Origin of the sequence: Rummeliibacillus sp. NPDC094406, from assembly GCF_044763875.1 — a bacterium.
GTDB lineage: Bacteria > Bacillota > Bacilli > Bacillales_A > Planococcaceae > Rummeliibacillus.
The window spans coordinates 120,144-143,229 of record NZ_JBIWGZ010000001.1; the positions used below are offsets into that span (position 1 = coordinate 120,144).

At 34.4% G+C, this 23,086-nt stretch carries 24 protein-coding genes; 15 read left to right on the plus strand and 9 right to left on the minus strand.

Features of this window, described 5'->3' with window-relative positions; genetic code table 11:
- The first annotated feature begins 57 nt into the window (after positions 1 to 57).
- The 6 genes from ACIQ4I_RS00540 to ACIQ4I_RS00565 all read left to right on the plus strand — a co-directional run bounded on the left by ACIQ4I_RS00540 (position 58) and on the right by ACIQ4I_RS00565 (position 5,899).
- Positions 58 to 1,281: an ATP-grasp domain-containing protein gene (locus ACIQ4I_RS00540; protein WP_403091836.1), complete on the plus strand. Its 1,224-nt coding sequence runs from the start codon at positions 58 to 60 to the stop codon at positions 1,279 to 1,281.
- A gap of 196 nt (positions 1,282 to 1,477) precedes the next feature.
- Positions 1,478 to 2,584, plus strand: a complete 1,107-nt coding sequence (locus ACIQ4I_RS00545) for a DegT/DnrJ/EryC1/StrS family aminotransferase (RefSeq protein WP_403091838.1) — start codon at positions 1,478 to 1,480, stop codon at positions 2,582 to 2,584.
- Positions 2,581 to 3,468, plus strand: coding sequence for a glucose-1-phosphate thymidylyltransferase RfbA (gene rfbA, locus ACIQ4I_RS00550; RefSeq protein WP_403091840.1), 888 nt, complete (start codon positions 2,581 to 2,583; stop codon positions 3,466 to 3,468). Before ACIQ4I_RS00545 ends, rfbA begins: the two co-directional genes overlap by 4 nt.
- Before the next feature lie 27 nt (positions 3,469 to 3,495).
- Positions 3,496 to 4,533, plus strand: a complete 1,038-nt coding sequence (rfbB, locus tag ACIQ4I_RS00555; protein WP_403091842.1) for a dTDP-glucose 4,6-dehydratase — start codon at positions 3,496 to 3,498, stop codon at positions 4,531 to 4,533.
- 168 nt (positions 4,534 to 4,701) lie between these two features.
- Positions 4,702 to 5,190: a metal-dependent hydrolase gene (locus tag ACIQ4I_RS00560; protein ID WP_403091844.1), complete on the plus strand. Its 489-nt coding sequence runs from the start codon at positions 4,702 to 4,704 to the stop codon at positions 5,188 to 5,190.
- Positions 5,191 to 5,311: 121 nt separating this feature from the next.
- Positions 5,312 to 5,899 carry a Maf family protein gene (locus ACIQ4I_RS00565; RefSeq protein WP_403091845.1) on the plus strand — a complete coding sequence of 196 codons (588 nt, stop codon included), beginning with the start codon at positions 5,312 to 5,314 and terminating at the stop codon, positions 5,897 to 5,899.
- Positions 5,900 to 6,213: 314 nt separating this feature from the next.
- On the opposite strand, the gene psiE is transcribed toward ACIQ4I_RS00565, so the two are convergent.
- The 3 genes from psiE to ACIQ4I_RS00580 form a co-directional block, all read right to left on the minus strand.
- On the minus strand, positions 6,214 to 6,681 hold the full coding sequence (gene psiE, locus ACIQ4I_RS00570) for a phosphate-starvation-inducible protein PsiE (RefSeq protein WP_403091847.1): 468 nt from the start codon (positions 6,679 to 6,681) through the stop codon (positions 6,214 to 6,216).
- Positions 6,682 to 6,890: 209 nt separating this feature from the next.
- Positions 6,891 to 7,136 carry a DoxX family protein gene (locus ACIQ4I_RS00575; protein WP_403093313.1) on the minus strand — a complete coding sequence of 82 codons (246 nt, stop codon included), beginning with the start codon at positions 7,134 to 7,136 and terminating at the stop codon, positions 6,891 to 6,893.
- Between the two features lie 79 nt (positions 7,137 to 7,215).
- Positions 7,216 to 9,222, minus strand: a complete 2,007-nt coding sequence (locus ACIQ4I_RS00580) for a catalase (RefSeq protein WP_403091848.1) — start codon at positions 9,220 to 9,222, stop codon at positions 7,216 to 7,218.
- Between the two features lie 172 nt (positions 9,223 to 9,394).
- Between ACIQ4I_RS00580 and ACIQ4I_RS00585 the strand changes: the two genes are divergently transcribed.
- Positions 9,395 to 10,390, plus strand: coding sequence for a VanW family protein (locus ACIQ4I_RS00585; protein ID WP_403093315.1), 996 nt, complete (start codon positions 9,395 to 9,397; stop codon positions 10,388 to 10,390).
- Positions 10,391 to 10,463: 73 nt separating this feature from the next.
- Here ACIQ4I_RS00585 and ACIQ4I_RS00590 read toward each other — a convergent pair whose 3' ends face one another.
- Positions 10,464 to 11,090, minus strand: a complete 627-nt coding sequence (locus tag ACIQ4I_RS00590; RefSeq protein ID WP_403091850.1) for an RraA family protein — start codon at positions 11,088 to 11,090, stop codon at positions 10,464 to 10,466.
- A 283-nt stretch (positions 11,091 to 11,373) separates the two neighbouring features.
- Between ACIQ4I_RS00590 and ACIQ4I_RS00595 the strand changes: the two genes are divergently transcribed.
- From ACIQ4I_RS00595 to ACIQ4I_RS00605, 3 genes are all read left to right on the plus strand, one after another.
- Positions 11,374 to 11,817: a MarR family winged helix-turn-helix transcriptional regulator gene (locus ACIQ4I_RS00595; protein ID WP_403091852.1), complete on the plus strand. Its 444-nt coding sequence runs from the start codon at positions 11,374 to 11,376 to the stop codon at positions 11,815 to 11,817.
- A 5-nt stretch (positions 11,818 to 11,822) separates the two neighbouring features.
- Positions 11,823 to 12,296, plus strand: a complete 474-nt coding sequence (locus ACIQ4I_RS00600; protein ID WP_403091853.1) for a glutathione peroxidase — start codon at positions 11,823 to 11,825, stop codon at positions 12,294 to 12,296.
- Positions 12,297 to 13,081: 785 nt separating this feature from the next.
- Positions 13,082 to 13,384 carry a YunC family protein gene (locus tag ACIQ4I_RS00605; protein ID WP_403091855.1) on the plus strand — a complete coding sequence of 101 codons (303 nt, stop codon included), beginning with the start codon at positions 13,082 to 13,084 and terminating at the stop codon, positions 13,382 to 13,384.
- A gap of 98 nt (positions 13,385 to 13,482) precedes the next feature.
- On the opposite strand, the gene ACIQ4I_RS00610 is transcribed toward ACIQ4I_RS00605, so the two are convergent.
- On the minus strand, positions 13,483 to 14,397 hold the full coding sequence (locus ACIQ4I_RS00610) for a LysR family transcriptional regulator (RefSeq protein ID WP_403091857.1): 915 nt from the start codon (positions 14,395 to 14,397) through the stop codon (positions 13,483 to 13,485).
- A 115-nt stretch (positions 14,398 to 14,512) separates the two neighbouring features.
- Here ACIQ4I_RS00610 and ACIQ4I_RS00615 point away from each other — a divergent pair, with 115 nt between their 5' ends.
- The gene (locus tag ACIQ4I_RS00615; protein WP_403091859.1) at positions 14,513 to 15,955 is read left to right on the plus strand and encodes a DHA2 family efflux MFS transporter permease subunit; all 1,443 of its coding nucleotides are present in this window, start codon (positions 14,513 to 14,515) and stop codon (positions 15,953 to 15,955) included.
- Positions 15,956 to 16,149: 194 nt separating this feature from the next.
- Here the strand turns inward: ACIQ4I_RS00615 and ACIQ4I_RS00620 are convergent, their stop codons facing one another.
- Positions 16,150 to 16,713: a flavodoxin family protein gene (locus tag ACIQ4I_RS00620; RefSeq protein WP_403091861.1), complete on the minus strand. Its 564-nt coding sequence runs from the start codon at positions 16,711 to 16,713 to the stop codon at positions 16,150 to 16,152.
- Positions 16,714 to 17,241: 528 nt separating this feature from the next.
- Here ACIQ4I_RS00620 and ACIQ4I_RS00625 point away from each other — a divergent pair.
- Positions 17,242 to 17,793, plus strand: coding sequence for a superoxide dismutase family protein (locus ACIQ4I_RS00625; protein WP_403091862.1), 552 nt, complete (start codon positions 17,242 to 17,244; stop codon positions 17,791 to 17,793).
- A gap of 120 nt (positions 17,794 to 17,913) precedes the next feature.
- On the opposite strand, the gene ACIQ4I_RS00630 is transcribed toward ACIQ4I_RS00625, so the two are convergent.
- Positions 17,914 to 18,852 (minus strand): ATP-grasp domain-containing protein, encoded by a 939-nt coding sequence (locus ACIQ4I_RS00630; RefSeq protein ID WP_403091864.1) that lies wholly within the window; start codon positions 18,850 to 18,852, stop codon positions 17,914 to 17,916.
- Positions 18,853 to 19,024: 172 nt separating this feature from the next.
- Here ACIQ4I_RS00630 and ACIQ4I_RS00635 point away from each other — a divergent pair, with 172 nt between their 5' ends.
- On the plus strand, positions 19,025 to 19,471 hold the full coding sequence (locus tag ACIQ4I_RS00635) for an SRPBCC domain-containing protein (RefSeq protein ID WP_403091866.1): 447 nt from the start codon (positions 19,025 to 19,027) through the stop codon (positions 19,469 to 19,471).
- 57 nt (positions 19,472 to 19,528) lie between these two features.
- Here the strand turns inward: ACIQ4I_RS00635 and ACIQ4I_RS00640 are convergent, their stop codons facing one another.
- Positions 19,529 to 20,341 (minus strand): MBL fold metallo-hydrolase, encoded by an 813-nt coding sequence (locus ACIQ4I_RS00640; RefSeq protein WP_403091867.1) that lies wholly within the window; start codon positions 20,339 to 20,341, stop codon positions 19,529 to 19,531.
- Positions 20,342 to 20,722: 381 nt separating this feature from the next.
- Here ACIQ4I_RS00640 and ACIQ4I_RS00645 point away from each other — a divergent pair, with 381 nt between their 5' ends.
- Both ACIQ4I_RS00645 and ACIQ4I_RS00650 read left to right on the plus strand, forming a co-directional pair.
- A complete protein-coding gene (locus ACIQ4I_RS00645) occupies positions 20,723 to 21,082 on the plus strand; it encodes a YunG family protein (RefSeq protein WP_403091869.1) in 360 nt (119 codons plus the stop codon).
- Positions 21,083 to 21,129: 47 nt separating this feature from the next.
- Complete coding sequence (locus tag ACIQ4I_RS00650; protein ID WP_403091870.1) at positions 21,130 to 21,573, plus strand: GNAT family N-acetyltransferase; 444 nt, start codon at positions 21,130 to 21,132, stop codon at positions 21,571 to 21,573.
- 142 nt (positions 21,574 to 21,715) lie between these two features.
- Here the strand turns inward: ACIQ4I_RS00650 and ACIQ4I_RS00655 are convergent, their stop codons facing one another.
- The gene (locus ACIQ4I_RS00655; RefSeq protein ID WP_403091872.1) at positions 21,716 to 23,077 is read right to left on the minus strand and encodes an aspartate aminotransferase family protein; all 1,362 of its coding nucleotides are present in this window, start codon (positions 23,075 to 23,077) and stop codon (positions 21,716 to 21,718) included.
- Between the last annotated feature and the right edge of the window lie 9 nt (positions 23,078 to 23,086).

The window sequence follows — 23,086 nt, forward strand, 5'->3', positions numbered from 1 at the left end:
TAGCATACAAAATAAAGAGCTACATCGTTCAAAAAAATGTAATAAGGGGAAATTACCATGAAAAAACTTTTAATGTTAGGCGGCTCACACTTCCAAGTCCCTTCAATAAAAACAGCAAAAGAAATGGGACATTATGTTATCACTTGTGATTATTTAGAAGATAACCCTGGACATAAATATGCCCACGAATACTACAATGTTAGTACTACTGATAAAGAATCTGTCTTAACTTTGGCGAAATCATTAAAAGTGGATGGAATTGTTTGCTATGCATCCGATCCCGCTGCTCCTACAGCAGCTTATGTTGCTGAGAAGTTAGGATTACCCACAAACCCGTATGAGTCTGTTGAAATACTAAATAATAAAGATTTATATAGAGATTTTTTAGCTAAAAATGGGTTTAATGTTCCAAAAGCAAAAGGATATCAATCAATTGAAGAAGCAAAAGTTGACTTTCATCAATTTAAAATGCCAGTTATGATAAAACCGGTTGATTCATCAGGAAGTAAAGGTGTTTCTAAAATAGATTCTATCAATTTACTTCAGGAAAAAGTTGAATATGCATTGAGCTTTTCAAGATCAAAGAGATTTATTATAGAAGAATTTGTCGAGAAATTCGGTTATCAAATTGCAGGTGATGGTTTTTCTGTAAATGGTAGACTTGTATTTAGATGTTTTGCAAATCAACACTTTGATACGGATTCAAAACATCCATTTGTTCCTATCGGAAATAGTTGGCCATATTTTATGCCTGAACATGTTCACGAAAAAATTCAAAATGAAATTCAAAGAGCCCTTCAATTGTTAAATATGAAAACGGGAGCATATAATTTTGATATTCGAATTGATGATAAAGAAAAAGTCTATTTGATGGAGATTGCTCCACGGAACGGTGGGAATTTGATTCCTCAGGTAACAAAATACGCAACTGATGTTGATATGGTTGAATATACAATTAAAGCAGCCTTAGGAGAAGATTGTAGTGATTTGAAATTAATCAAACCTGATGGATATTGGGCTTGTTACGTAATTCATAGTCAAAAAAGCGGCATATTTAAAGAAATTATTATCGACAATGATATTCAAGAAAATAATATAGTAGAGTACGAACTTTTTATAAAATCAGGAGAAAAAATTACTGGATTTACAGGCTCTAATGAGACGCTGGGAATGATGATTTTAAAATTTTCTTCATTGAATGAAATGCTAGAAAAAATGGACAATATGGCAAATTGGGTCAATCTTGTTGTTGATAACAATGAATTGTTGAATACTAATTAATCTAAATTATCTATCATTGATATCATGATGTTTAATGAACCAGAGAAAATTAAAGAAATGCTGAATCAATATGAGTTACTTGAAAATAAAATATTAAAAGAAGAGTTCTCATAATCAACCTCAAATCATACTATATTGATAAATCAATAAATCTATCAAAAGTACTATCAATATAGAATGTGAGGTAAAAACTATAATGCCCAAACCAATCCAAGTAACAAAATCCTCAATCCCTCCATACGAACAATTTATTGAAGAAATTAAAGATCTATGGGAGAGCCATTGGCTAACGAATATGGGAATCAAACACCAAAAGTTAGAACATGAACTAGCATACTATTTAGATACGCCAAATATCTCCCTTTTTTCAAATGGACATCTTGCTTTAGAGAGTTCACTTTCCGCATTCAATTTAAGCGGAGAAGTGATAACCACACCTTTCACCTTTGCCTCGACAACTCAGGCTATTGTTCGAAATGGCCTAGAGCCCGTTTTTTGTGATATTACCCCCGACGACTACACTATCCAAATTGATCAACTTGAAAGTTTGATTACAGATAAAACCACTGCAATTGTCCCAGTTCATGTATATGGGAATATTTGTGATGTGAAAGAAATTGAAAGAATCGCAAAAAAGTATAATCTAAAAGTCATCTATGATGCAGCACATGCTTTCGGGATTACAGTTAATGGAGAGAGTATTGCAAATTTTGGTGATGCCTCTATGTTTAGCTTTCATGCGACGAAAGTGTTTAACACCATTGAAGGCGGCGCATTGACTTTTAAAGACCCACAACTTAAATCAGTATTAAATGCATATAAAAACTTTGGAATGACAGGACCAGAGTCTGTCGAGTATGTTGGTGGAAATGCGAAAATGAATGAATTCCAAGCTGCGATGGGACTTTGCAATCTTCGAAATGTTGATGAAGAGATTGAAAAAAGACAATTAGTTTTTGAAAGATATATTGAGCAGTTGAGTGAAATCAAGGGTATTAAACTGCCATTTATTCAACAAGGAGTAAAAAGTAATTATGCTTATTTCCCAGTTGTTTTTGATCAACATAAATTTACTAGAGATGAAGTGTGTGAACTGTTAAAGGAACAAAATATATTTGCTAGAAAATATTTTTATCCACTAACAAATAGTTTTAAATGTTTTGGAGATAGATTTAATCCGGATGATACACCGATGGCGAAATATATCGCTGACCGAGTACTAACCTTACCTCTTTATGCAGATCTAGCATTAGAAGATGTTGATCAAATTTGTAGAATCATAAAAGGGGGAAGTATTCGATGAAAGGGATTATTTTAGCTGGGGGATCAGGAACAAGGCTTTATCCATTGACCAAAGCGGTATCGAAACAAATGCTGCCCGTGTATGATAAACCGATGATTTATTACCCATTATCTGTCTTAATGCTTGCAGGTATTAAGGAGATTCTTATTATCTCTACGCCAAGAGATATTATTAGTTTTCAGGAGCTGCTAGGGGATGGTAGCAACCTTGGAATCAAACTTGAGTATGCAATTCAAGCGGAACCAAATGGATTATCTGAAGCATTTATTATTGGGGAAGAGTTTATTGGAAATTCATCAGTAGCCTTAGTATTGGGGGATAATATTTTTTACGGCTCTAATTTTGGTCAGAGATTACAAGAAGCGGCTGCCTTAACAAGTGGTGGCATTATTTTTGGCTGTTATGTAAAAGATCCACGTGCATACGGAGTAATTGAAGTAGATGAAAATCGAAATGCTATTTCAATAGAAGAAAAGCCTGAGTTTCCAAAGTCTTCATATGCTGTACCAGGATTATACTTCTTTGATAACGATGTAATAGAAATCGCCAAAAATGTTCAACCTTCTGAACGTGGCGAAAAAGAAATCACCTCAATTATCGAATATTACATGAAAAGACAAAAGCTAAAAGTAGAAATTATGGGAAGAGGCTTAGCGTGGTTGGACACTGGCACTCATGATTCATTGCAACAGGCTTCGAATTTCGTTGAGGCTATCCAAAAACGGCAAGGCATGTACATTGCATGTATTGAAGAAATTGCTTTTAGAAGAGGGTATATTACGCAAGCACAATTATTAAGTCTCGCTGAACCTCTCATGAAAACGGAATACGGTCAATATTTAGTAGATATTGCACATCAGCCATTAGAAAAAATATTAATATAGAGAATTGTTGGGATGAGGTGAGATTGTATGAATCGAATAAAAGTACTTGTTACAGGCGGGGCAGGGTTTATTGGCGGGAATTTTGTGCAATATATGGTAAATAAATACCCTCAATATGATATCTACAATTTAGATGTATTGACTTATGCAGGTGATTTAACGAAACATCGTTTTATTGAAAAAATGAATAATTATCATTTTGTGAAAGCAGATATTGCCGATAGAGATACAATCATCCCTTTATTTGAAAAAGAAAACTTTGATTATGTAATTCATTTTGCTGCGGAAAGTCATGTGGATCGTTCGATTACAGATCCGGGTATCTTCGTTCGTACGAATGTAGTGGGAACACAAGTATTACTAGATGCCGCGAAGCTAATTGGCGTATCAAAATTTGTTCACGTTTCAACTGACGAAGTGTATGGTGAGTTAGATATTGACCCAACTACATTTTTTACAGAAGAAACTCCTCTTCAACCTAATAGTCCTTATAGTGCAAGTAAAGCATCATCAGATCTGTTAGTCCGTGCTTACCATGAAACATTTGGTTTACCAATTAATATTACCCGTTGTTCTAATAACTATGGCCCTTATCATTTTCCAGAGAAGTTAATTCCTTTAACAATTTCTCGTGTTTTAAACAATCAAAATATTCCTATATATGGAAGTGGTAATAATATCCGTGATTGGTTGCATGTGTTTGATCACTGTGCGGCAATTGATTTAGTATTACACGAAGGTGTAGATGGTGAAGTTTATAACGTAGGTGGTCACAATGAACGGACAAATCTTGAAGTGGTGAAAACGATTATACATGCACTAGGAAAATCAGAAGACCTTATTGAATTTGTACCAGATCGTTTAGGGCACGATCAACGCTATGCGATTGACCCTTCAAAATTAAAAGACCTGGGATGGACCCCAACTTACACGTTTGAAACAGGAATTACACAAACGATTCAATGGTATCTTGACCATAAAGAATGGTGGACCCAACTTTTGAATGGAAATCATCAAAATAATGATGCTAAACAGTACAATACACAACTATCTTGGGAATTATAGATGCTGCTATCTTTGATTTTACAGTAGGGAGCATGAATTGCCCTCTTTTTTATTGATTACGAACTAATGTTCCTATATAATATATTGTATATTACAAATGATTTTTTGAAAGGCGAAGTGTAATGTAAGGAACACATTCATATTAGTAGAAATAGGAGATTTATAAGCATGACAGGAAATACTCACATCATAGGCGGCATTGCAGCAGGTCTTGCTTTAGTACAGGTTTCAAATTACGATTCATTAGTTGTAGTCGGTGCAAGTATTGCTGGCTCATTACTTCCGGATATTTGCCACGGTGGTAGTAAAATTGGCAGGACATTTCCCTTTATATCAAAGATCGTTAACACGTTATTTGGACATCGATCATTTACACATAGTTTGCTATTTTTGTTCCTCATGGCAATGTTTATGAATAAATATATTTCAAATGAATCGATTACAGCTGGTTTATTAACAGGAATGGTGAGCCATTACATCCTCGATATGGCCACAAAAAAAGGGATTAAATTATTGTTTCCACTAGATATCAATGTGCGTTTTCCAATTACCACGCGAACAGGTAGTAAAGTAGAAAATGTTGTAACTGCTGTATTAACAGTTCTTTGCATATATTTAGGTTTCGAAACGATTAGTCATTCGTTCATTTTGAAATAGGATCAATTCCCTTATGTCACATTCGACGTAAGGGAATTTTTTTATTCGATTTAATATTTAAAAGGATGCAAATTTAAAAATACCACCATTTCTTGTATGATAAAAATGAGGAGTGAAAATTATGCAATTTCATACAACAAAATCATTTATATTAGCATCTGCATCACCACGTCGAAAAGAAATTTTTGCACGACTAAACATACCCTTTGATATCGTTACATCTGATGTAGAAGAAACAAGTGTACAAGCTACTGAAGTATCAGAATATGTCAAAGGAGTGGCGTTACTAAAAGCTCGCGATGTTGCAAAAAAAACGTCAGGTAAAGTAGTGATTGGGGCAGATACAATCGTTGCAAAAGACGATCAATTGCTACACAAGCCAACAAGTCATGAAGAAGCAATGTCTCATCTTCGAACATTAAGTGACTCAGCACACGACGTATTAACAGCAGTTGCGATTATTAAAGAAAACGGAGAGGAAACAACTTTTGTAGAAAATACGAAGGTCTTCTTTAAAAATGTATCTGATGAACTTTTAGAATCCTATGTTGCAACTGGGGACCCATTTGATAAAGCGGGTGGCTACGGTATTCAAACAGATGGAGTCTTCTTAGTAGAACGAATTGAAGGGGATTATTTAAATGTTGTTGGGCTACCCTTAGCTACTTTATGTGAGCAACTTGTTTCATTGAAACTTATATCTCTTTAGGGGATTATAATCAGTAGATGGATTTTATAAATTATAGATTTTATTAAAGCTTATTCAAGAAAGGGAGCTATTCAATTTGTTATAAGCTCCCTATTCATTGGTTTATGATTTTTAGTAACAATTGAAGATTGAAAATTGAAATTATTTCTCGGGAAATCATTTAATTCCTATGAAACGCAAAATGTTGCTAAAAATGTCGAAGACGATAATAAGTTGTCACGGAATATTTAAAAACTAATAGAAATCTCAAAATTTTATTGATTTTTCATGCTCTTTTCTTGGAAGAAAATTTAAAATAAATAATGTATTTTACATTATTTTTCGATTTTACCGGCTTTTTTTCCATACCAAAACCTTTTCGGTCGCTCTAACGGTGTAATATTAATAATGAAATAGCTGATGATTAGTAAGAGGATGACAAAAGCATAAAGTAGCATGCTCTTTGCATCAGTATGATCAATGATCACAAGGCGAATCATCGCGGTAATGCCGATATAGATGAAATATCGAAGTGGGAAATGATAATCCTCTTTGAAGTACTTGACAATCATTGTAATGAATTCGAAGTAGAGGAAGAAGATTAAAATATTCGCTAAGAAAACTTCATGTTCTCGAGCCGTCTGATGTTGACTAAATAGTATATCAAAGAAAACGATGAGTTCCTTAACCATGAGAAAAGATAAAAAAAGAGCAAGGGTTATTAAACAAATATTGAGAAACCATTGCAGTATTCTCGGAACTATATGCTGCAATTCAATTAAAATTTGCTTGCTTCTTACCATCCGCATCCCCCAATTCAATTTTTCTATATATAAATTATACAAGTTTCCTATTTAGGAAATACAAATTTAATATATTTTTTATAAAAATTTGTAAATTGAATCAATTTCATTTTGCAAAATACTCGACTACTATTTAAGAAGAGAACAATTGCGATTGTTAAATAGGATAATTCAAGTTCAAAGCCAACAGTACTTTCGTTACCAATAAATCAAACAGCTAATTTTACCTTTACAATAGCAACTGTCATATCATTGAAAAACAAACATGATAATAGATGTGTAGCCAACCCAGCAACTAAAGCAATACCACCCATTACTTCAAGCAAACACACAACGTATGCGAAAATTTCAGGATGGCCAATACTTGAAAACCAACTTGCAAGCGATTCAATCCCATTGTTTAATTTATCAAATCCGTGAATTGAAAAACTAAAGGTATTATCAATAGTATGGATACATCACTAAAAAGCCCATCTGAGACGATTGTCACAGATGGGCTAATGTTTACAAAATTCAATGATAATATCTTAGAACTTATAATTGTCTTTCCCAGAATCGTCCTTTTGCAATTCCTTCAATAAATGGGGCGATAATTGAGCTTGTTAAGTCGTACACACCAGCTGCATTTAATTTGACACGGCTGTATTCTATTGGTTTAGGATGGCTTACGGCTAATGCAATCGGTTTGTAATGCTTAAATTCAGTTTCTATAAATTCTAGAATAGGTGTTGAAATTTCTGTTTCACTACTTATTAATAATACCGCATCAAAAAGGCTAGAATCTGTAGTTTCAAAAGTATCTGTAACTTTTCCGACAGAATTTAACTCATGAATTTTTTTATCGATGATACTATAGTTTACTTTATGTTCTAATAATTTCATTATCCATTTTCTTAGTTGGTTCTCATCAGGTTTACCGTTCAATAAAATAGCCACTTTCTTTGTATCTGCTTTGAAAATTGTATTGCCCATGCTTAGTGCTGGAGATTTTTTAGTTGATGTCACTTCATGATTTTCATCAGGTAATGGGACGCCAATTTTGTCAACTACTTCTTGCGTAATTTGTCGATCAATATGATTCAAAATTGCAACGGCATTGATTTTCACCATTTCTGATTTGCATTTTCCAATTTCAAAGCTCAGTGCGTTTTTTAGATGTTGTTGTTCATAAATAGCAAAAGAATTATAAAATAATTTCGCTTGCGAGAAGAAATCACGGAAACTGTCACTACGCCCTCTAATTTTACGCCCATCTACTTTCTCTTGATAATGCTCATATCCACCTTGATCAGCTGAAACTGGAGCTGGCTGATTGTAATTTAGAGCATTTCGATGATAACTTGTTTGACCTTTATGAATGACCATTTGGTGTATCCCATCACGTTGATTGTTGGTGAAGGGGCAGACAGGTCGGTTGATTGGAATCTGGTGGAAATTGGGACCTCCAAGACGTGAAAGTTGAGTATCTGTATAAGAAAATAAGCGCCCTTGTAAAAGCGGGTCATTTGAGAAATCAATTCCTGGAACTACATGACCTGGATGAAAAGCGACTTGCTCCGTTTCTGCGAAGAAATTATCAACATTTCGATTTAAAGTCAATTTCCCAACTATTTTTACAGGAACATCTTCTTCTGGCCATATTTTCGTTGGATCTAAAATATCAAAGTCAAATTGATGTTCATTTTCTTCCGGGATGATTTGTAAACCCAACTCCCATTCTGGATATTCACCTTGGTCAATGGCATCATACAAATCTTGACGATGGAAATCGGGATTTTTCCCTGATATTCTTTGTGCCTCATCCCAAACTAAAGAATGTAACCCCAGTTTAGGCTTCCAGTGGAATTTCACGAAATGTGCTTTACCTTCAGCGTTTATAAGACGGAAAGAATGTACACCAAAACCTTCCATCATTCGGAAGCTTCGAGGAATAGCACGATCGCTCATGAGCCACATTACCATATGGGCAGTTTCAGGGTTTTGTCCAACGAAGTCCCAAAAAGTATCGTGAGCACTTGCACCCTGAGGTATATCGGTATCTGGTTCTGGTTTAACCGCATGAACAAAATCAGGGAATTTTATTGCATCTTGAATAAAGAATATGGGTATATTATTTCCGACTAAATCAAAATTGCCTTCATCTGTATAAAATTTTGTTGCAAACCCACGTACATCTCGAACTGTATCAGCTGATCCTTTCGATCCTTGAACGGTAGAGAAACGTACAAATACAGGTGTAATTTTTGATGTATCTGTTAGAAAATCGGCTTTGGTATATTCTATTAAGGATTCATAAAGCTGAAATATACCATGAGCGCCAACACCGCGAGCGTGAACAATTCGTTCTGGGATACGCTCATGATCAAAATGGGTCATTTTTTCACGAAAATGAAAATCCTCCATTAGAGTTGGTCCACGAAAACCAGCTTTTAAAGAAAACTCATCCTCCGTTATTTTTAAACCTTGATTTGTAGTTAAATCAGCCTCATTTTCGTTATTGATTGTAAACTTTTTTAATTGTTCATCCTTTTTATTAGCCATATGGTTACCTCCAAATTGATTGACATAGTTTATTGTTTGCTTTTTTACATGTAATAAAACATTTTGGTATTTGTAAATTATGTGTCAAAAAAGAGTCCACACAGATTCAATTGGATTTGAATAGAATGTCTAAGTGAAAATATTTAATGGATAGGTGTGAAATAAGTTTGTGATGAAAAAATGGATTGTTGTCATATTTTTAATATGTTCAATAGGATTGTCAGGTTGTCTTGAAACATCGGTACATGAGGAACAGGGAGATAAGAAGGTATCAGAGATTGATCAACAAATTGAAGCTAATGCAAAAGATCGCAAAAATAAGAAGACTGTAGAAACAAAACCAACTGTAATTAATATTGTTGATCCAAATACTTCCGAAGTTATTAAAACTTTTTCTCCAAAAGAGCTATGGTTCGAAACAAATTATGAAGAATATGAAAATAAAGTAAAGGAAATTGCAAAAGAATTAGCAAGTGGGACGGAAACGACTCCTGGTTATGACCAAAGGATGAAGCTTGATAAAATAGGGGAAAATGGAGATATTTTGAAAGGTAATCCCTTAGTTGTTCTAAAAGAAAGTGAACTTGTAGATAAAATATTGAAGACTTCCATTATTGGTGGAGTCGTTGAATTACCATTATATATTACCAATAGTAATTATAATGCTGATGAAATATCAACATTTGGAGAAATGACGGTTGCTTCCTATACCACCTATTTTGATTCATCTAAAGAAAATAGAAATAAAAATATAGAACTATCTGCAAAAGCTTTAAATAATGTCATTGTTGGGATAGGAGATTATTTTTCATTTAATACGATTGTTGGACCGAGGGAGAAAGAGAATGGATACCAACCTGCCCCTGAAATCATCAATAAGAAGCTTGTGATGGGAATTGGCGGAGGCGTTTGTCAAACATCTTCAACACTTTTTAATGCAGTTGACCAAATACAGGTAAAATATTTAGAAAAACATCATCATTCAATCAATGTAGGCTACGTACCAAAAGGAAGGGATGCCACTGTTTCATATGGTACATTAGATTTTAGATTTCAAAATATGAGCGATGCTCCATTATTAATCAAAACATTTTATGGTAAGAGTTCGTTAACGGTTGAAGTAAGAACTTCAAAAACGAATGCAGAGAAATTATTATTGAATAAATAAATTGATTTACTTTAGGTAGCGAAACCCATCCAAGAAGATACATGGATGGGTTTTCTTTATTTGAAACAATTTTCTATACCTTTGCATTCCCTAAAGCTTGATCTAAATAGGCGATAATTTCTTCTTTACAACCAGCAACTGATTGGGCACGTACTTCATCTTTTTCGATCTTCCTTTGTGCTTTTTGGACAACTTCGTTTAATTGAGAGTGTGGAATGACGACAACACCATCAGCATCCCCAATAATAAAATCATCAGGTTGGACACTGATACCACCTACAGCGATAGGGACTTGAATGACACCGCCACCAAATTTATTACCAGCAGCTACTGTGGTACCTAAACTAAAAACAGGGAAGTCAAGGTCGCGAATCGCCTGAATATCTCGGATCACTCCATCAACGACAAGCCCTTGTATTTCCATTCCTTTCATCAAAGAAACAATGAAATCTCCAGCTACTGCACGATTAGTATCTCCTTTTGCGTCTACCACTAATATAGCACCAGGCTTAGCAATACGAATTGCTTCAAAAAGAGCAGCATTCTCGCCGATTGGTAAACGCACTGTAACAGCTCGACCTGCTATATGATAGTGATCTTTTATAGGTTTAATCGCTGCATTTATATTAGTTGTACCAGCAAGTGCATCAGAAACAGCTGTTGTAGGTAAAGTATGTAGTAATTCCTCAATATTGGACATGTCAAAACCTCCTATGAAATATTGTATTTATTTTATATGAGGAGAGCAATTGATGACAATACCTTCCAGATGGAAGTAGGGATTTTAAAGATGGAAAGCGCTTTTTACTGGATGAATATAGTGACCCCAAAAGGGAAAAAACAATAAAGAGCAACAAAACAAGACATGGAAAAAAACGCCGTCAAAGAGGCAATAAATGAATCCAAAACAAATCAATTTACATCGTATGCGATATAGATTAAACTAAGTATATCGTATACGATGTAATTGAAGGGGATAATCGATGAGAAAAGGATTTAATTTAGAAAATCAACTTTGTTTTGAGGTATACAAAGCATCGAACCAATTTACTAAATTGTACCGTCAAGTATTAGACGAATTTGAATTAACTTATCCGCAATACTTAGTGCTATTAGCATTATGGGAACAAGATCAACTTTTAGTGAAAGAACTTAGTGAGAAAGTAACTTTAGGTATTGGAACGTTGAATCCTATAGTAAACAAGCTAGTAAATAAAGGCTGGATTACAAAGGAAAGTTCTACTGAAGATAAGCGAGCTGTGATTGTGTCATTGACTGAAAAAGCGAAAAAAGACGAGCAAGTTATCACGAATAAGATTCTCCAAAAAGTATCTCAATGTGATTCATTAGTAGAACTTGATAGTGAGCTGAAATCAAGATTACACGAGTTAAATAAGTTGTTAGAACAATTAAATGAGATGGAGTGATTCAGATGAGTATTTATGATATCAATGTGAAACTAGAAGACGGAACAGAATATAGTCTAGATTGTTATAAAGGAAAAGTCTTGCTAATTGTTAATACAGCAACAAAATGTGGTTTTACACCACAATTCGAAGACCTTGAAGGATTATATAAAAAATATAAACAAGATGATTTTGTTGTGTTAGGTTTTCCATCTAATCAATTCCATCAAGAAGTGGATTCCGCTACAGCAGCTGCTGAACAATGTCGATTAACATATGGTGTTACTTTCCCCATGCATGAAATTGTTAATGTAAATGGAAAGGATGCACATCAATTATTCAAATACTTAACATCACAATCAAAAGGCTTTTTAGGAAATAGTATCAAATGGAACTTCACTAAATTTTTGGTGGACCAAAATGGAGAAGTAGTTAAACGTTTCGGTTCAAAAGATAAACCAAGTAGTTTTGAAGGAGAAATTCAAAAGCTACTAAAATAGAAAGAAAGTTTACAATTGAATAAATTTCATAATGCAAAATTCACATAAAATCTACGAATATTGAAAGGTATAAAATTTTTGTTTATTGTATCCCTGTAGGTACGTAGTAGAGGCCACTGAAAAAGTCAACGCATAAATTATAATAATAAAATTTTGTGATGCAAATTTTTTAAAGTGGAATCTAAGAATATTCCTGCGGGAAAGTGAGGCAGGCGAGACACAGCACGAAGTGAAGCTAGAACACTGAAAAAGTAAAAATCCCTTGATTTTTATGATGGAAATCTAGTGTAACCATCTTAGTTGAAGTGGAATTAGCGGTGAGTCCTCGAAAATAACATTCGCATTTTCTTCGTGCGATGTTCATTCAGTGAAGTTCATTCAATGTCCTGTGGGAAAACGAGCTAGACGAGACCCCACAGCGAAAATTCTTTTTTGCGTTGAAGCAAAAAGAATTTTCTGCGACGAAGCTAGCGAAGCGATGCAGGAGCACAATGTTTTCACAAGAGAGGAGGCTCGTCAGTTCGCCCACGGAAAGCGGAGCTAATTCCACTTCATGTTATAGTAGATTTGTACTATGAAATTTAATGTGTTGAAAAGTTCGTATTTTACAACCAAAAATGGACTTATGAAATTGGCTCAGATAAGTTTTCAAAATGATTTATAGGGTACACTTTCTAAAAGTTATAGTTGTAGTGGCTTACGAATTGTAATTTTTTTCAGTACATAAAATTTCTCGAACCACTTTTCGTTCAATTCCATATGTATATATGGAGGAGGGATAAGGAATGGTTTCTACAGAGACATTAATTATTCAAGGGCATTCGTTCACAGCGGTTTCTGTTTTTTTGCCTAAGACGACATTGCTAACAATCTCAAATGACAAGGGCTATATAATGTGCGGGGCGTTAGATGTGAGACTTTTGAACACTCGATTAGTAGATCGCAAAATCATTGCTGGCCGGGCAGTTGGTGTAAAAACAATTGATGATTTGTTACATGCACCGTTAGAATCAGTAACGTATGAAGCAGAAGAACTTGGAATTACAGAGGGAATGATTGGCGAAGAAGCTTTGTTGAAAATGATTTAAACAATACTTAAGCTAAGTGGAAGTAAGGAAATGAGTATTAAACATAAAAGATTCAATATAGAAGAGGTGCATTCGATTAAGAAAGCACCTCTTCTTTTTTAGGGTAGTAAATGTCCAGACAGCTGGATGTATTCTATAAACTTTTTAACTAAGCCATGTTGGGGGTTTTTTTCTGTGAAGATACACCCAAATGAAAGGTCTGGAACAAAATGAGTGTCTGCCAATGAGATGGGAATAATTCGTCCAGTTTCAACGTAGGGATCATCATCTAAAAGGTAGCTAGATAACAAGCCAATAGCTAATCCTTCAGCAATAGTTTTCTTAATGACTTCTGAATTAGAAGTATGGAAAAGTACGTTTATCGTTTCGTTATTTTCTGATAAAGAGTATATAAAATCTTCCCAAAATTGACTTGTATACAAAACGATTGGATAGTCATATAGATCCTGCAATGATAATAGTTGTTTGAATGCTAGGGGAGAATCTTTCGGCACAATTACTTTAAAATCTGCAGTGTATTCAAGTTTTTTAAATAATAACTGCTCAGAAAGTGTCTTCTCAAAAGATTTTTTTATGGATGTAAATCCCAAATCCAAAGTATGCTGTTTAATGTTTTCAAGAATCCTTTTGCTCTCCATCTCAATAACAGTGACTTTTATTTGAGGAAAGTCTTTTTTAAATAGAGAAAGTATTTTAGGTAAATAGTTCATTAAACTTGGTATTGCTGCAATTTTGAGCTCGCCTTTAAAAGAAGAGGTGATGGTTTGTGCATCTTCTTTAATTTTTTCAATGTTTTCAGCGATTTTTAGAGCTTTATGAATAATGTTTTTTGCTTCTTCAGTAGGTGTTGTTCCAAAGCGAGATCTTTTGAATAATCGAATACCTAATTCTTTTTCTAACAATGCAATAGACTGGCTTATGGCAGACTGAGAGACATGAAGATTCTGTGCAGCTATTGAAATTGATTTTGTATGGATGATTTCTTTAATGTACTCCATTTGTTCTAGGTTCATAAGGAATCCTCCTTTTTACCATTAACAATACTTATATTAACATTAAAAATTATAATTTTACATTATTATTAATTATATTCATACTGAGATATATGTTATTAATGAGGTGATGAAATTGAATAGCGTAAAAAAAGAAAGAGATACATATCTTTTTATTATATTAGCCATATTTTTGGGGAATTTTTTAGCCTTTATTAATTCAGGTACTGTCAATGTGGCGATACCATCTATTATGAGGGAGCTACATTCGAATTTAAATTCAGTCCAATGGATTGTGACTGGGTTTATGCTTGCGATTGGCACCATTGCTCCAGTTGTTGGGTATTTGGGTAATAAATTTGGATATAAACAGTTATATGTATTTGCTCTTATCGGTTTAACCGTATCTTCTGCGTTATGTGGTTTAGCAGAGAATATTGTCACATTAATTATTTTTCGGATTTTACAAGGGATTTGTTCTGGTTTGATTCAAATATCGACAATGACGATTATTTATCAGTCTGTAAAAAAAGAAAAACAAGCGATGGCAATAAGTTTATGGACGATCTCGATCATGGTTGCTCCTGCAATTGGTCCAACTTTAGGGGGATTATTGACAAATGCATTCGGGTGGAAGGCGTTATTTTTCTCGTGTGTACCAGTAGGGATCATTGCAACACTTTGTGCAATTTTCTTTATTCCTTCAAGTAAAAAAGGAAGTACAGTATCACTAGATATTGTAGGGTTAATAACAGTTGTGATAGGAAATGTTTCATTATTAATGTATTTCACAAAGGGATCAGAATTAGGCTGGTTTTCTGTTTCTGCGATAGCATTATTACTCGTAGGCATAATGGGCATCGTTATTTTCATATGGAGAGAATTAACGGCGAAAGAACCTTTGCTGAATATAAGTGTTTTAAAATATCCCAAATTTATGATAGGAACTCTTTTAAATTGCCTTATTTCTATTGGGCTTTACTCAAGTGTCTATCTCATTCCATTGTTTATGGAAGAAGCACTAGGAGCTTCTTCATTTATGAGTGGGTTAGTCATGCTACCAGGGGCACTGAGTATGATAGTGGTAACCATGATTATAGGAAAATTAAATAATAAATTTGACCTTGCGTGGTTTGTCATTGTAGGAGCAATCTTATTAAGTATTGCAACTTGGGAATTTAGCCAGTTGAATATGAATTCGTCAGTACTTTCTATCATTTTAATTATGATTGTACGGTATGTAGGGGTAGGGTTTGCAACCTCTCCTATCACAAATATATCAATGAGTGTTATTCCGCCTGAACAAATAGGGCACGCTACATCCATTGCAAATTGGCTTCGTCAAGCGGTGGCAGCATTATCAATTGCTGTTTTTAGTAGTATTTTGGCTGTTAGAACGCAAACACATATTTCTGAATTGAAAGGTGAAAAAATAGGGGAAGCATTGAAGCAAGGGGCTTTTCTTCTTGCATCTAATGACACATTTTTTGTAGCATTCGTTATTCTTGTGTTATCTATTCCACTTTCATTTTTAATGTTGAATCGGAAGCAATCAATAGAACATAAGACGAATCCCTAGAAATAGTTGTTAGTTTCAAAATTAAAAAGTGCAGACTTTATGTACTGTTAATGTACAAAGTCTTGCACTTTTTTGATGCCTGTAACCACAGATGGTTGCCAGGAATATATTCAGTTCCAGTCATTTTTTTCGCTTTCAATTTGATCTAACTTTTTATTAAAAGTTAAACATAACCATTTCAAATTAGAAATTACTTAAAATGAACCGGTGACAGTCACTTCTTTCAATTTTTCATTTAACAATTTGGCTTGAGCTATTGCTTGTTTATCTTGAGAAATATCTCCTGGGCGATGGCCTTCTCCAATAATATATGCAGGAAAATTCATATTTAAGAAATCAAATGTATATTTGAACTGCTGTATGAGTGGAAGTCCTTTGATATAGGGATCATCACCACCAACTGTTACGACGATGGCGTTTTTCGCTTTCAATTGCTCTCTTAATTGTGGATACCGTTCATCTCGAATTGCTTGGCTTATTCTGTCAACCATATTTTTCATTAAACCAGACATTGTATACCAGTACACAGGTGTTGAAAAAATGAGCAAATCACTTTCCAATAGGGCTTCAATGATTTGATCATAATCATCACCAACAGGTCGGAAACCATTTACATCATGTCGTAGATCGTGAATCGGTTTAATGTTTAAATCTCTTAAATAAATTTTATTGTGCTGTATATCCTTTGTGACAATATCCGTTAAAATTTCAGTATTTCCACTTTCTCTCGAACTACCTATAAACGTTGTGATTTTCATTTAGTACATCTCCTCCTATATCTCAGTATATAAAAAGTGTGAATGAATATTCGTTGACAAGAAAGTTGAATTTTTAAAAACTGTAATTAACCGAATCAATTTCATAATTCAATGCTTAACCTAAAAACGCGAACATATACTTTTGACTGAACTTTGTTTTACTTTATATTCTATCGAGTATTTTAATGTAGTGAAAGGCGGCGACTCCAGCGGAAAAGCAAGCCAATCAAGACCCCGCACGAACGTAGTGCTACTAAGTCGAAGTGTGCTACGCGATGCAGACTTCACAGGAGGAGGCTTGCATCTGCCTTTACAATTTCGATGCAGGAAAACATCTGATGCTTGCCCGCGGAAAGCGTCCGTCTGTAGCGGGAATGAAGAGCTTATCATTTATTCAAATCATGCAAATAAGTATCGCATATTTTAGAAAGTTGAATCAATTTTAGATAATCAGTAAATTGATTTTCCTTTTTGTTCTGATTAAATGTGCGCAAATTTGCACATTCTGACATAAAGGAGTGTTGTCAGATGAAAAAAATCATTTTAATAGTAGCGACATTATGTTTAGTAGCTGGTTGCTCGTCATCAAAAGAGAAAGAAGTAATGGCGCCAGTAAATGGTGAAAAGAGTACAAGTGCTACTGCTAAATTTATAAATTCTGATGGAAAAGATATAGGTACAGCTAATATGTCCGAAGATGAGAATGGGGTGAAAATTAGTTTGAAATTACACGACTTATCCCCTGGTGAGCATGGTATTCATATTCATGAAGTAGGAATATGTGAAAAACCAAAATTTGAAACAGCAGGTGCTCATTATAATCCAACACATAAGGAGCATGGCTACTATAATCCTAAGGGCTATCATTTAGGTGATTTGCCGAATTTACAAGTGGAAAAGGATGGCACGGTAGATGTGGAATTTACAACGAAAGCTTTTTCTTTAAAAACGGGAGTAGCTAATTCACTTTTTGATTCAAATGGAAGTGCCTTTATCGTTCATGCAGACAAAGATGATTATAAAACAGATCCAAGTGGAAATTCAGGAGGAAGAATTGCTTGTGGTGTGATTGAAAAATAATCACGTGATAGAAAATATCGAGATCAATAAGGTGTAATGCAGATTTAAACTGTATTACACCTTATTTTTTTATTTGTGAGGGGGATGCAGCAGGCACATGTTGAAACAATCTTTTTCGTATTATAGCTTTTCTAATTCGCTTCCAAGAAGTTTAGCTAGCTCAAGCATACCAAATTGTTGCGTCTTTGCTTCAGCATCACTATTGTAGTTCGTATTTGTATTCACGTCATACGTATAAGCTGTTCCATTTTCATCTACGATAAATTCAATACCTGCAACGTCAATACTGCTTGCAGCTAGGAATTTTACATATTTATCGATAAGATCTTTACGAGAATTTTCAACGATTTCAAATTTTGCTCTCATTTGTGGTTGTTCACCTGCAGGGCAGAATAGGTCACCAATTTGACAAGCATCTGCGGGGCATAGTTCAAAGCCTTCAGAAGTATCAACGCGTACAGAATAAATATTTTTACCACCGACAAACTCAACACGTGTGATAAAAGATTCAGGAGATTTAACATATTGTTGAATTAAAGTAATGCCATCAACTGGTTCTTCATAGTTTGGACCGTTTACATATTCCGCTAATGCTTCAAGTGAGTAAAATAATTGCACCCCAAGACCTTTACCAGCACGATTATGCTTAGTGATAAATGGTGTCATATTCAATGATTTAGCAGCTTCCAAAATGTTTTCTTTACCAACGGCTGCAACCGTTTTTGGTGTTTGAATGCCAAATCGTTCTAGTTGTGTATATTGTTTTACTTTGCTTAATTCTAAGCGCAGCGCATTACTACCGTTTATCACTTTACGTCCGTGAAATTCCAACCAATCAATAACTGCGCCAGTAAGCTCAGGAGCATAACGATGATCACGTGTATGAGATGAAGCACTCATTCGATTGTAGAAAATACCTTCTGGTGGTACTTCTGTAAGGTTAACTATACCCTTATCTAAATGCCAGCTCTCGTAGGGTAAATTAAGTTCTTCAAGACGTTTCACAAGGTGATTTGTCCATTCATTATTTTCATGTAAAATATAGATTTTCTTCGCCATCTGAATACTTCCTTTAACATGTTTTTTATTATTATAACAGGTTTGAGAATTAAAACACTAAAAACCTATTGATTAACTAAGAATATTTTTTGTATATAATCATATTTGCTTTTTACATATTTTTTCAAGTAGGATGGAATGAGAGTGGTAAAGAAGTTGGAGGGATAATCTGATGGGTAAATTGAAATTTGAAATTAAGGAAGAAATTAAAGCTCGGCCAGAAAAAGTTTGGACCGAATTAACAAATAATGATGAAATCAAAAAATGGTTTCCTGAAATGAGCTATCATGAGGATGGGTCCTTTGGCTATTACCGATGGTTCGATGGAAATATGGACATGAAGTTAAATGTTTTTCGAAAGGAAAACAATAAATTGATCGGTTTTGAATGGGCGGGGAATACCGTCGATTTTCAATTGATTGAGAAGGATGATTTTACGGAACTAGTGTTCTTTGAAACGCTAAATGAAATTGTCAAACATACACCAAAGGATTTAGCTGGCTGGTATGTTTGTATTGAAAAAATTCGCCATCTTGCTGAAGAAACAGGTGAAATAGTAGATGAAGAACTGTGGAAAAATAAATATGAAGAGTATAGAAAAGTATTTGAGATGCAATAGGTGGGAAATGGAAAATATTAATAAATAGCAGAAACGATTCCCTAAATAGGAATCGTTTTAATTTGCATTGACCAACACAGACTCAATTATATGAAGGGAATCCCAATCGCCAGAAGAAAACGTAGTAATCGGATATTTTCTTGGAAAGAGTTGCTGTTGAATTTCTTTATTCGAATAGCCCTCACTATGAAGTTTTAATACCTGATGCTGAATATCCTCTAAATATTCCTTCTTTTGAATGAGCATTTTACGACCATTTTGTACTAAACCTGCATGCTGGCAAAAGACATCTTCAAAATCATAGGTTAATACACGTTCCAATGAACGGATAATTGTAGGAATACTTTCATCTTGCATAATAACTTTTGTTTTAGGAGTGACATACAAATCACCTGTGAAAAGTTGACCAGTTTGACGATTTAAAAAGGCAAGATGATCTTTAGAATGTCCTGGAGTTGCAATAATATCCCACGTAGCACTTCTTGATTTCATAGTATCTGAAAAAGGTAGGGCTTTAAATGCTTTTCGTCTACCCCAAAAAAGCTGACGATATAAAGGATAGTCGGGTTTACCTTTGGCTTCCTCTATAGATATTTTATTGATAAAAACGGGAACGTTGCGAGTTTCCATTATAAAAGCTGCACCGCCAGTATGATCTTCATGATGATGGGTAATCCATGCTTGATCATAATCTTGTTCGAGTAAAAAGGATGCAAATTGTTTATGTAAACTTTTCCCACCCGTATCAATAAGTACCCCATCAGTTACATAGCAAAACACATTCAAAGTTACCCCTTGAAATGACAAAGTACCATTAATACTTTGAACACCATTTAGCTCTTCTGTAACTACTGTTTTCTTTAAAATCATCATCATCTTCTCCTTTATGTTATTAAGATTTTACAAAAATTTACGTGGTAAGTAAATTATTTCAAACGTAAATATTTTTGAATATGAGCTTCAAATTTGACATATATACAATATAAGTAATTCTATTGCCGGAAAAATGGAAGTCTTCAGCTATTTATTGTTATAGTTTCGGTTATATGATAATTTGAAAATGTAAATGATACCACAAATTGGAAACTAAGTGAAGGAAGATGGAAAATGGTATTTCATCAAGGAACGAAAACAAGTGATTGCTAGAGACGGCTTTATGACTGGGGAGTCGTGTTGTATGAAGATCTATATCAATCAATTAGAGTTAACCTAGATCACCTTCAAAATATTTTCTATGAAAGGAAAAATAGAATGAACGAACTTTATTCACAAATTATTGAATGTCTCAAAAGTGCACTAGCGAGCTCTTGGTCATCAGCATCAAGTTCAAAATGGTATAGTGATAATCCTTCAAAAGGACAATGTGGAGTTACTGCATTAGTAGTGAATGATTTTTTAGGTGGAGAAATTTTTAAAACTAGGTTATCCGAAGGTTGGCACTTTTACAATATGATTGAACATAAACGGTATGATATTACCATGTCACAATTTAGAGAATCCATTCTATATGAAGATATTGCTTCCAACCGAAGAGAAGCACTTATGGACTGTAATGAGAAACAGTATATGTACTTAAAGAAAAAAGTGTTGGAAAATTATCGCAATTACTAAAAAGCTTTAATTTCTTGCTCTTAAAATCTGATAAAGGAAGATAAAGGATGAACTATAATATAGAAGTTTCTTTGAAAAAGAATAATGAATTTTCATCTTATCTAGAAAAGATGATAAGAGAGTTTAATAATAAACATTCAATTCATCATAAAGAGGTAAGAAAAAAAGAATCCGTACAACCAATAAATATCATTGTTTCAGATGAACGAAAAGAGTGGGTTGGTGGGGTAAATGCCGATGTATATTGGGACTGGGTGGAAATCAACAATTTTTGGTTTCAAGAAGAATTTAGGGGAAAGGGTCTAGGCGGACTAATACTTGAAAAAACGGAACAAATCGCTAAAGAGAAAGGTGCAAAAAAGGCGTTATTAACTACATTTGAGTTTCAAGCGCGTTCTTTTTATGAATTAAAAGGATATAAAGTAGTTGGTGAAATCAAAGATTATCCACCAGGAAGCAGTTATTATACAATGGTTAAAAACTTAGTTTGAGAAAGCTTTTGTTCAAATTCTAAAATAAAATAACAAAAAGGGGCTGAACCATTTAATGGCCAGCCCCTTCGTTATATAATTATTTAGAGGGAACATAGTTAATAATTTTATAGGTAGAAACTCAAAAAATATTAAAAGCTTCTTACAATGAATCAATATTCTTAATGCTATTCACTAGAGTAGTCACAACTTTATCAATATCTTCCTGAGAAATATTTAAAGGTGGAGAAAGTGCCAAAACATTGTTAAATCCAGCTACTGTTGCACCATTTTTTCCAATTATGACGCCATTTTTTTTGCACTCTGCAATAACGGCATTTACTTTCTCTGCAGCGAGTGGCTGTTTCGTTGCTTTGTCTGCTACAAGTTCAATGCCGATTAATAGCCCTTTGCCTCGAATATTTCCTACATTTGGATGTTCGTCAAGCTTTTCGTGGAGTGTTGCAAGCACTTCGGCACCTTTTATTGCAGAGCGTTCAAATAGACCCTCACGTTCGAAAATTTCAATGTTTTTAAGTGCTACTGCACACGAAACAGGGGAACCACCGAAAGTATTGACATGACGGAAATAGTCATATGCTTCGGTACCTGTAAATGCTTCGAAAATTTCACGTTTTACAGCAGTTGCAGAAAGCGGTAAATAAGCACTTGTTAGGCCTTTAGCCATCGTTACTATATCAGGTTGAACATCATAATTCATATATCCGAATGGTTTTCCTGTACGTCCAAATCCACAAATCACTTCATCAACAATCATTAATGCACCGTGTTTTTTACATACAGCTTGAATCCCTTTTAAATAATTATCTGGTGGCATAATAACACCACCACCTGTAATAATAGGTTCCAAAATCATTGCAGCAATTGTACCACTGTACTCCCATGTCATGGTTTGATCCACAGCCTGAACACTTGCTAATTGTTCCGGTGGAAGTGAAGCATCTTCTGGTTGACGATACATATCAGGTGGAGCAACATGGATAAAGCCAGGTGCAAGAGGTTCGTATTTATATTTGCGTTCTGCTTGACCTGTAGCAGATAATGAACCTAATGAGCTGCCATGGTAGGCACGATAGCGCGAAATAATTTTATAGCGCGAACTTTCACCTTTTTGTTGGTGATATTGACGTGCGATTTTAAATGCAGTTTCATTTGCTTCAGAACCACTATTTGAGAAGAATACGACATAGCCACCTCCAAGCATATCGTTGATTTTCTCTGCTAGTTCTACTGCAGGGACATGCCCTTGTGAAAGAGGGGAATATGGATTTCTTACCATTTGATCATAAGCAGCTTTAGCGATTTCTTCACGGCCATATCCAGCATTGACACACCATAAACCTGCCATAGCATCAATATATTGATTGCCATCAGTATCGACAACAGTTGCACCGAACGAATCTTTGACAACATAGGTTGCTTGAGGGTTGTATGGCTTCATAGAATGCCATACATATTGCTCATCTTTTTCTAAAATATCGTTATTCGTATTTGTTTTTACCACAAGACTTCA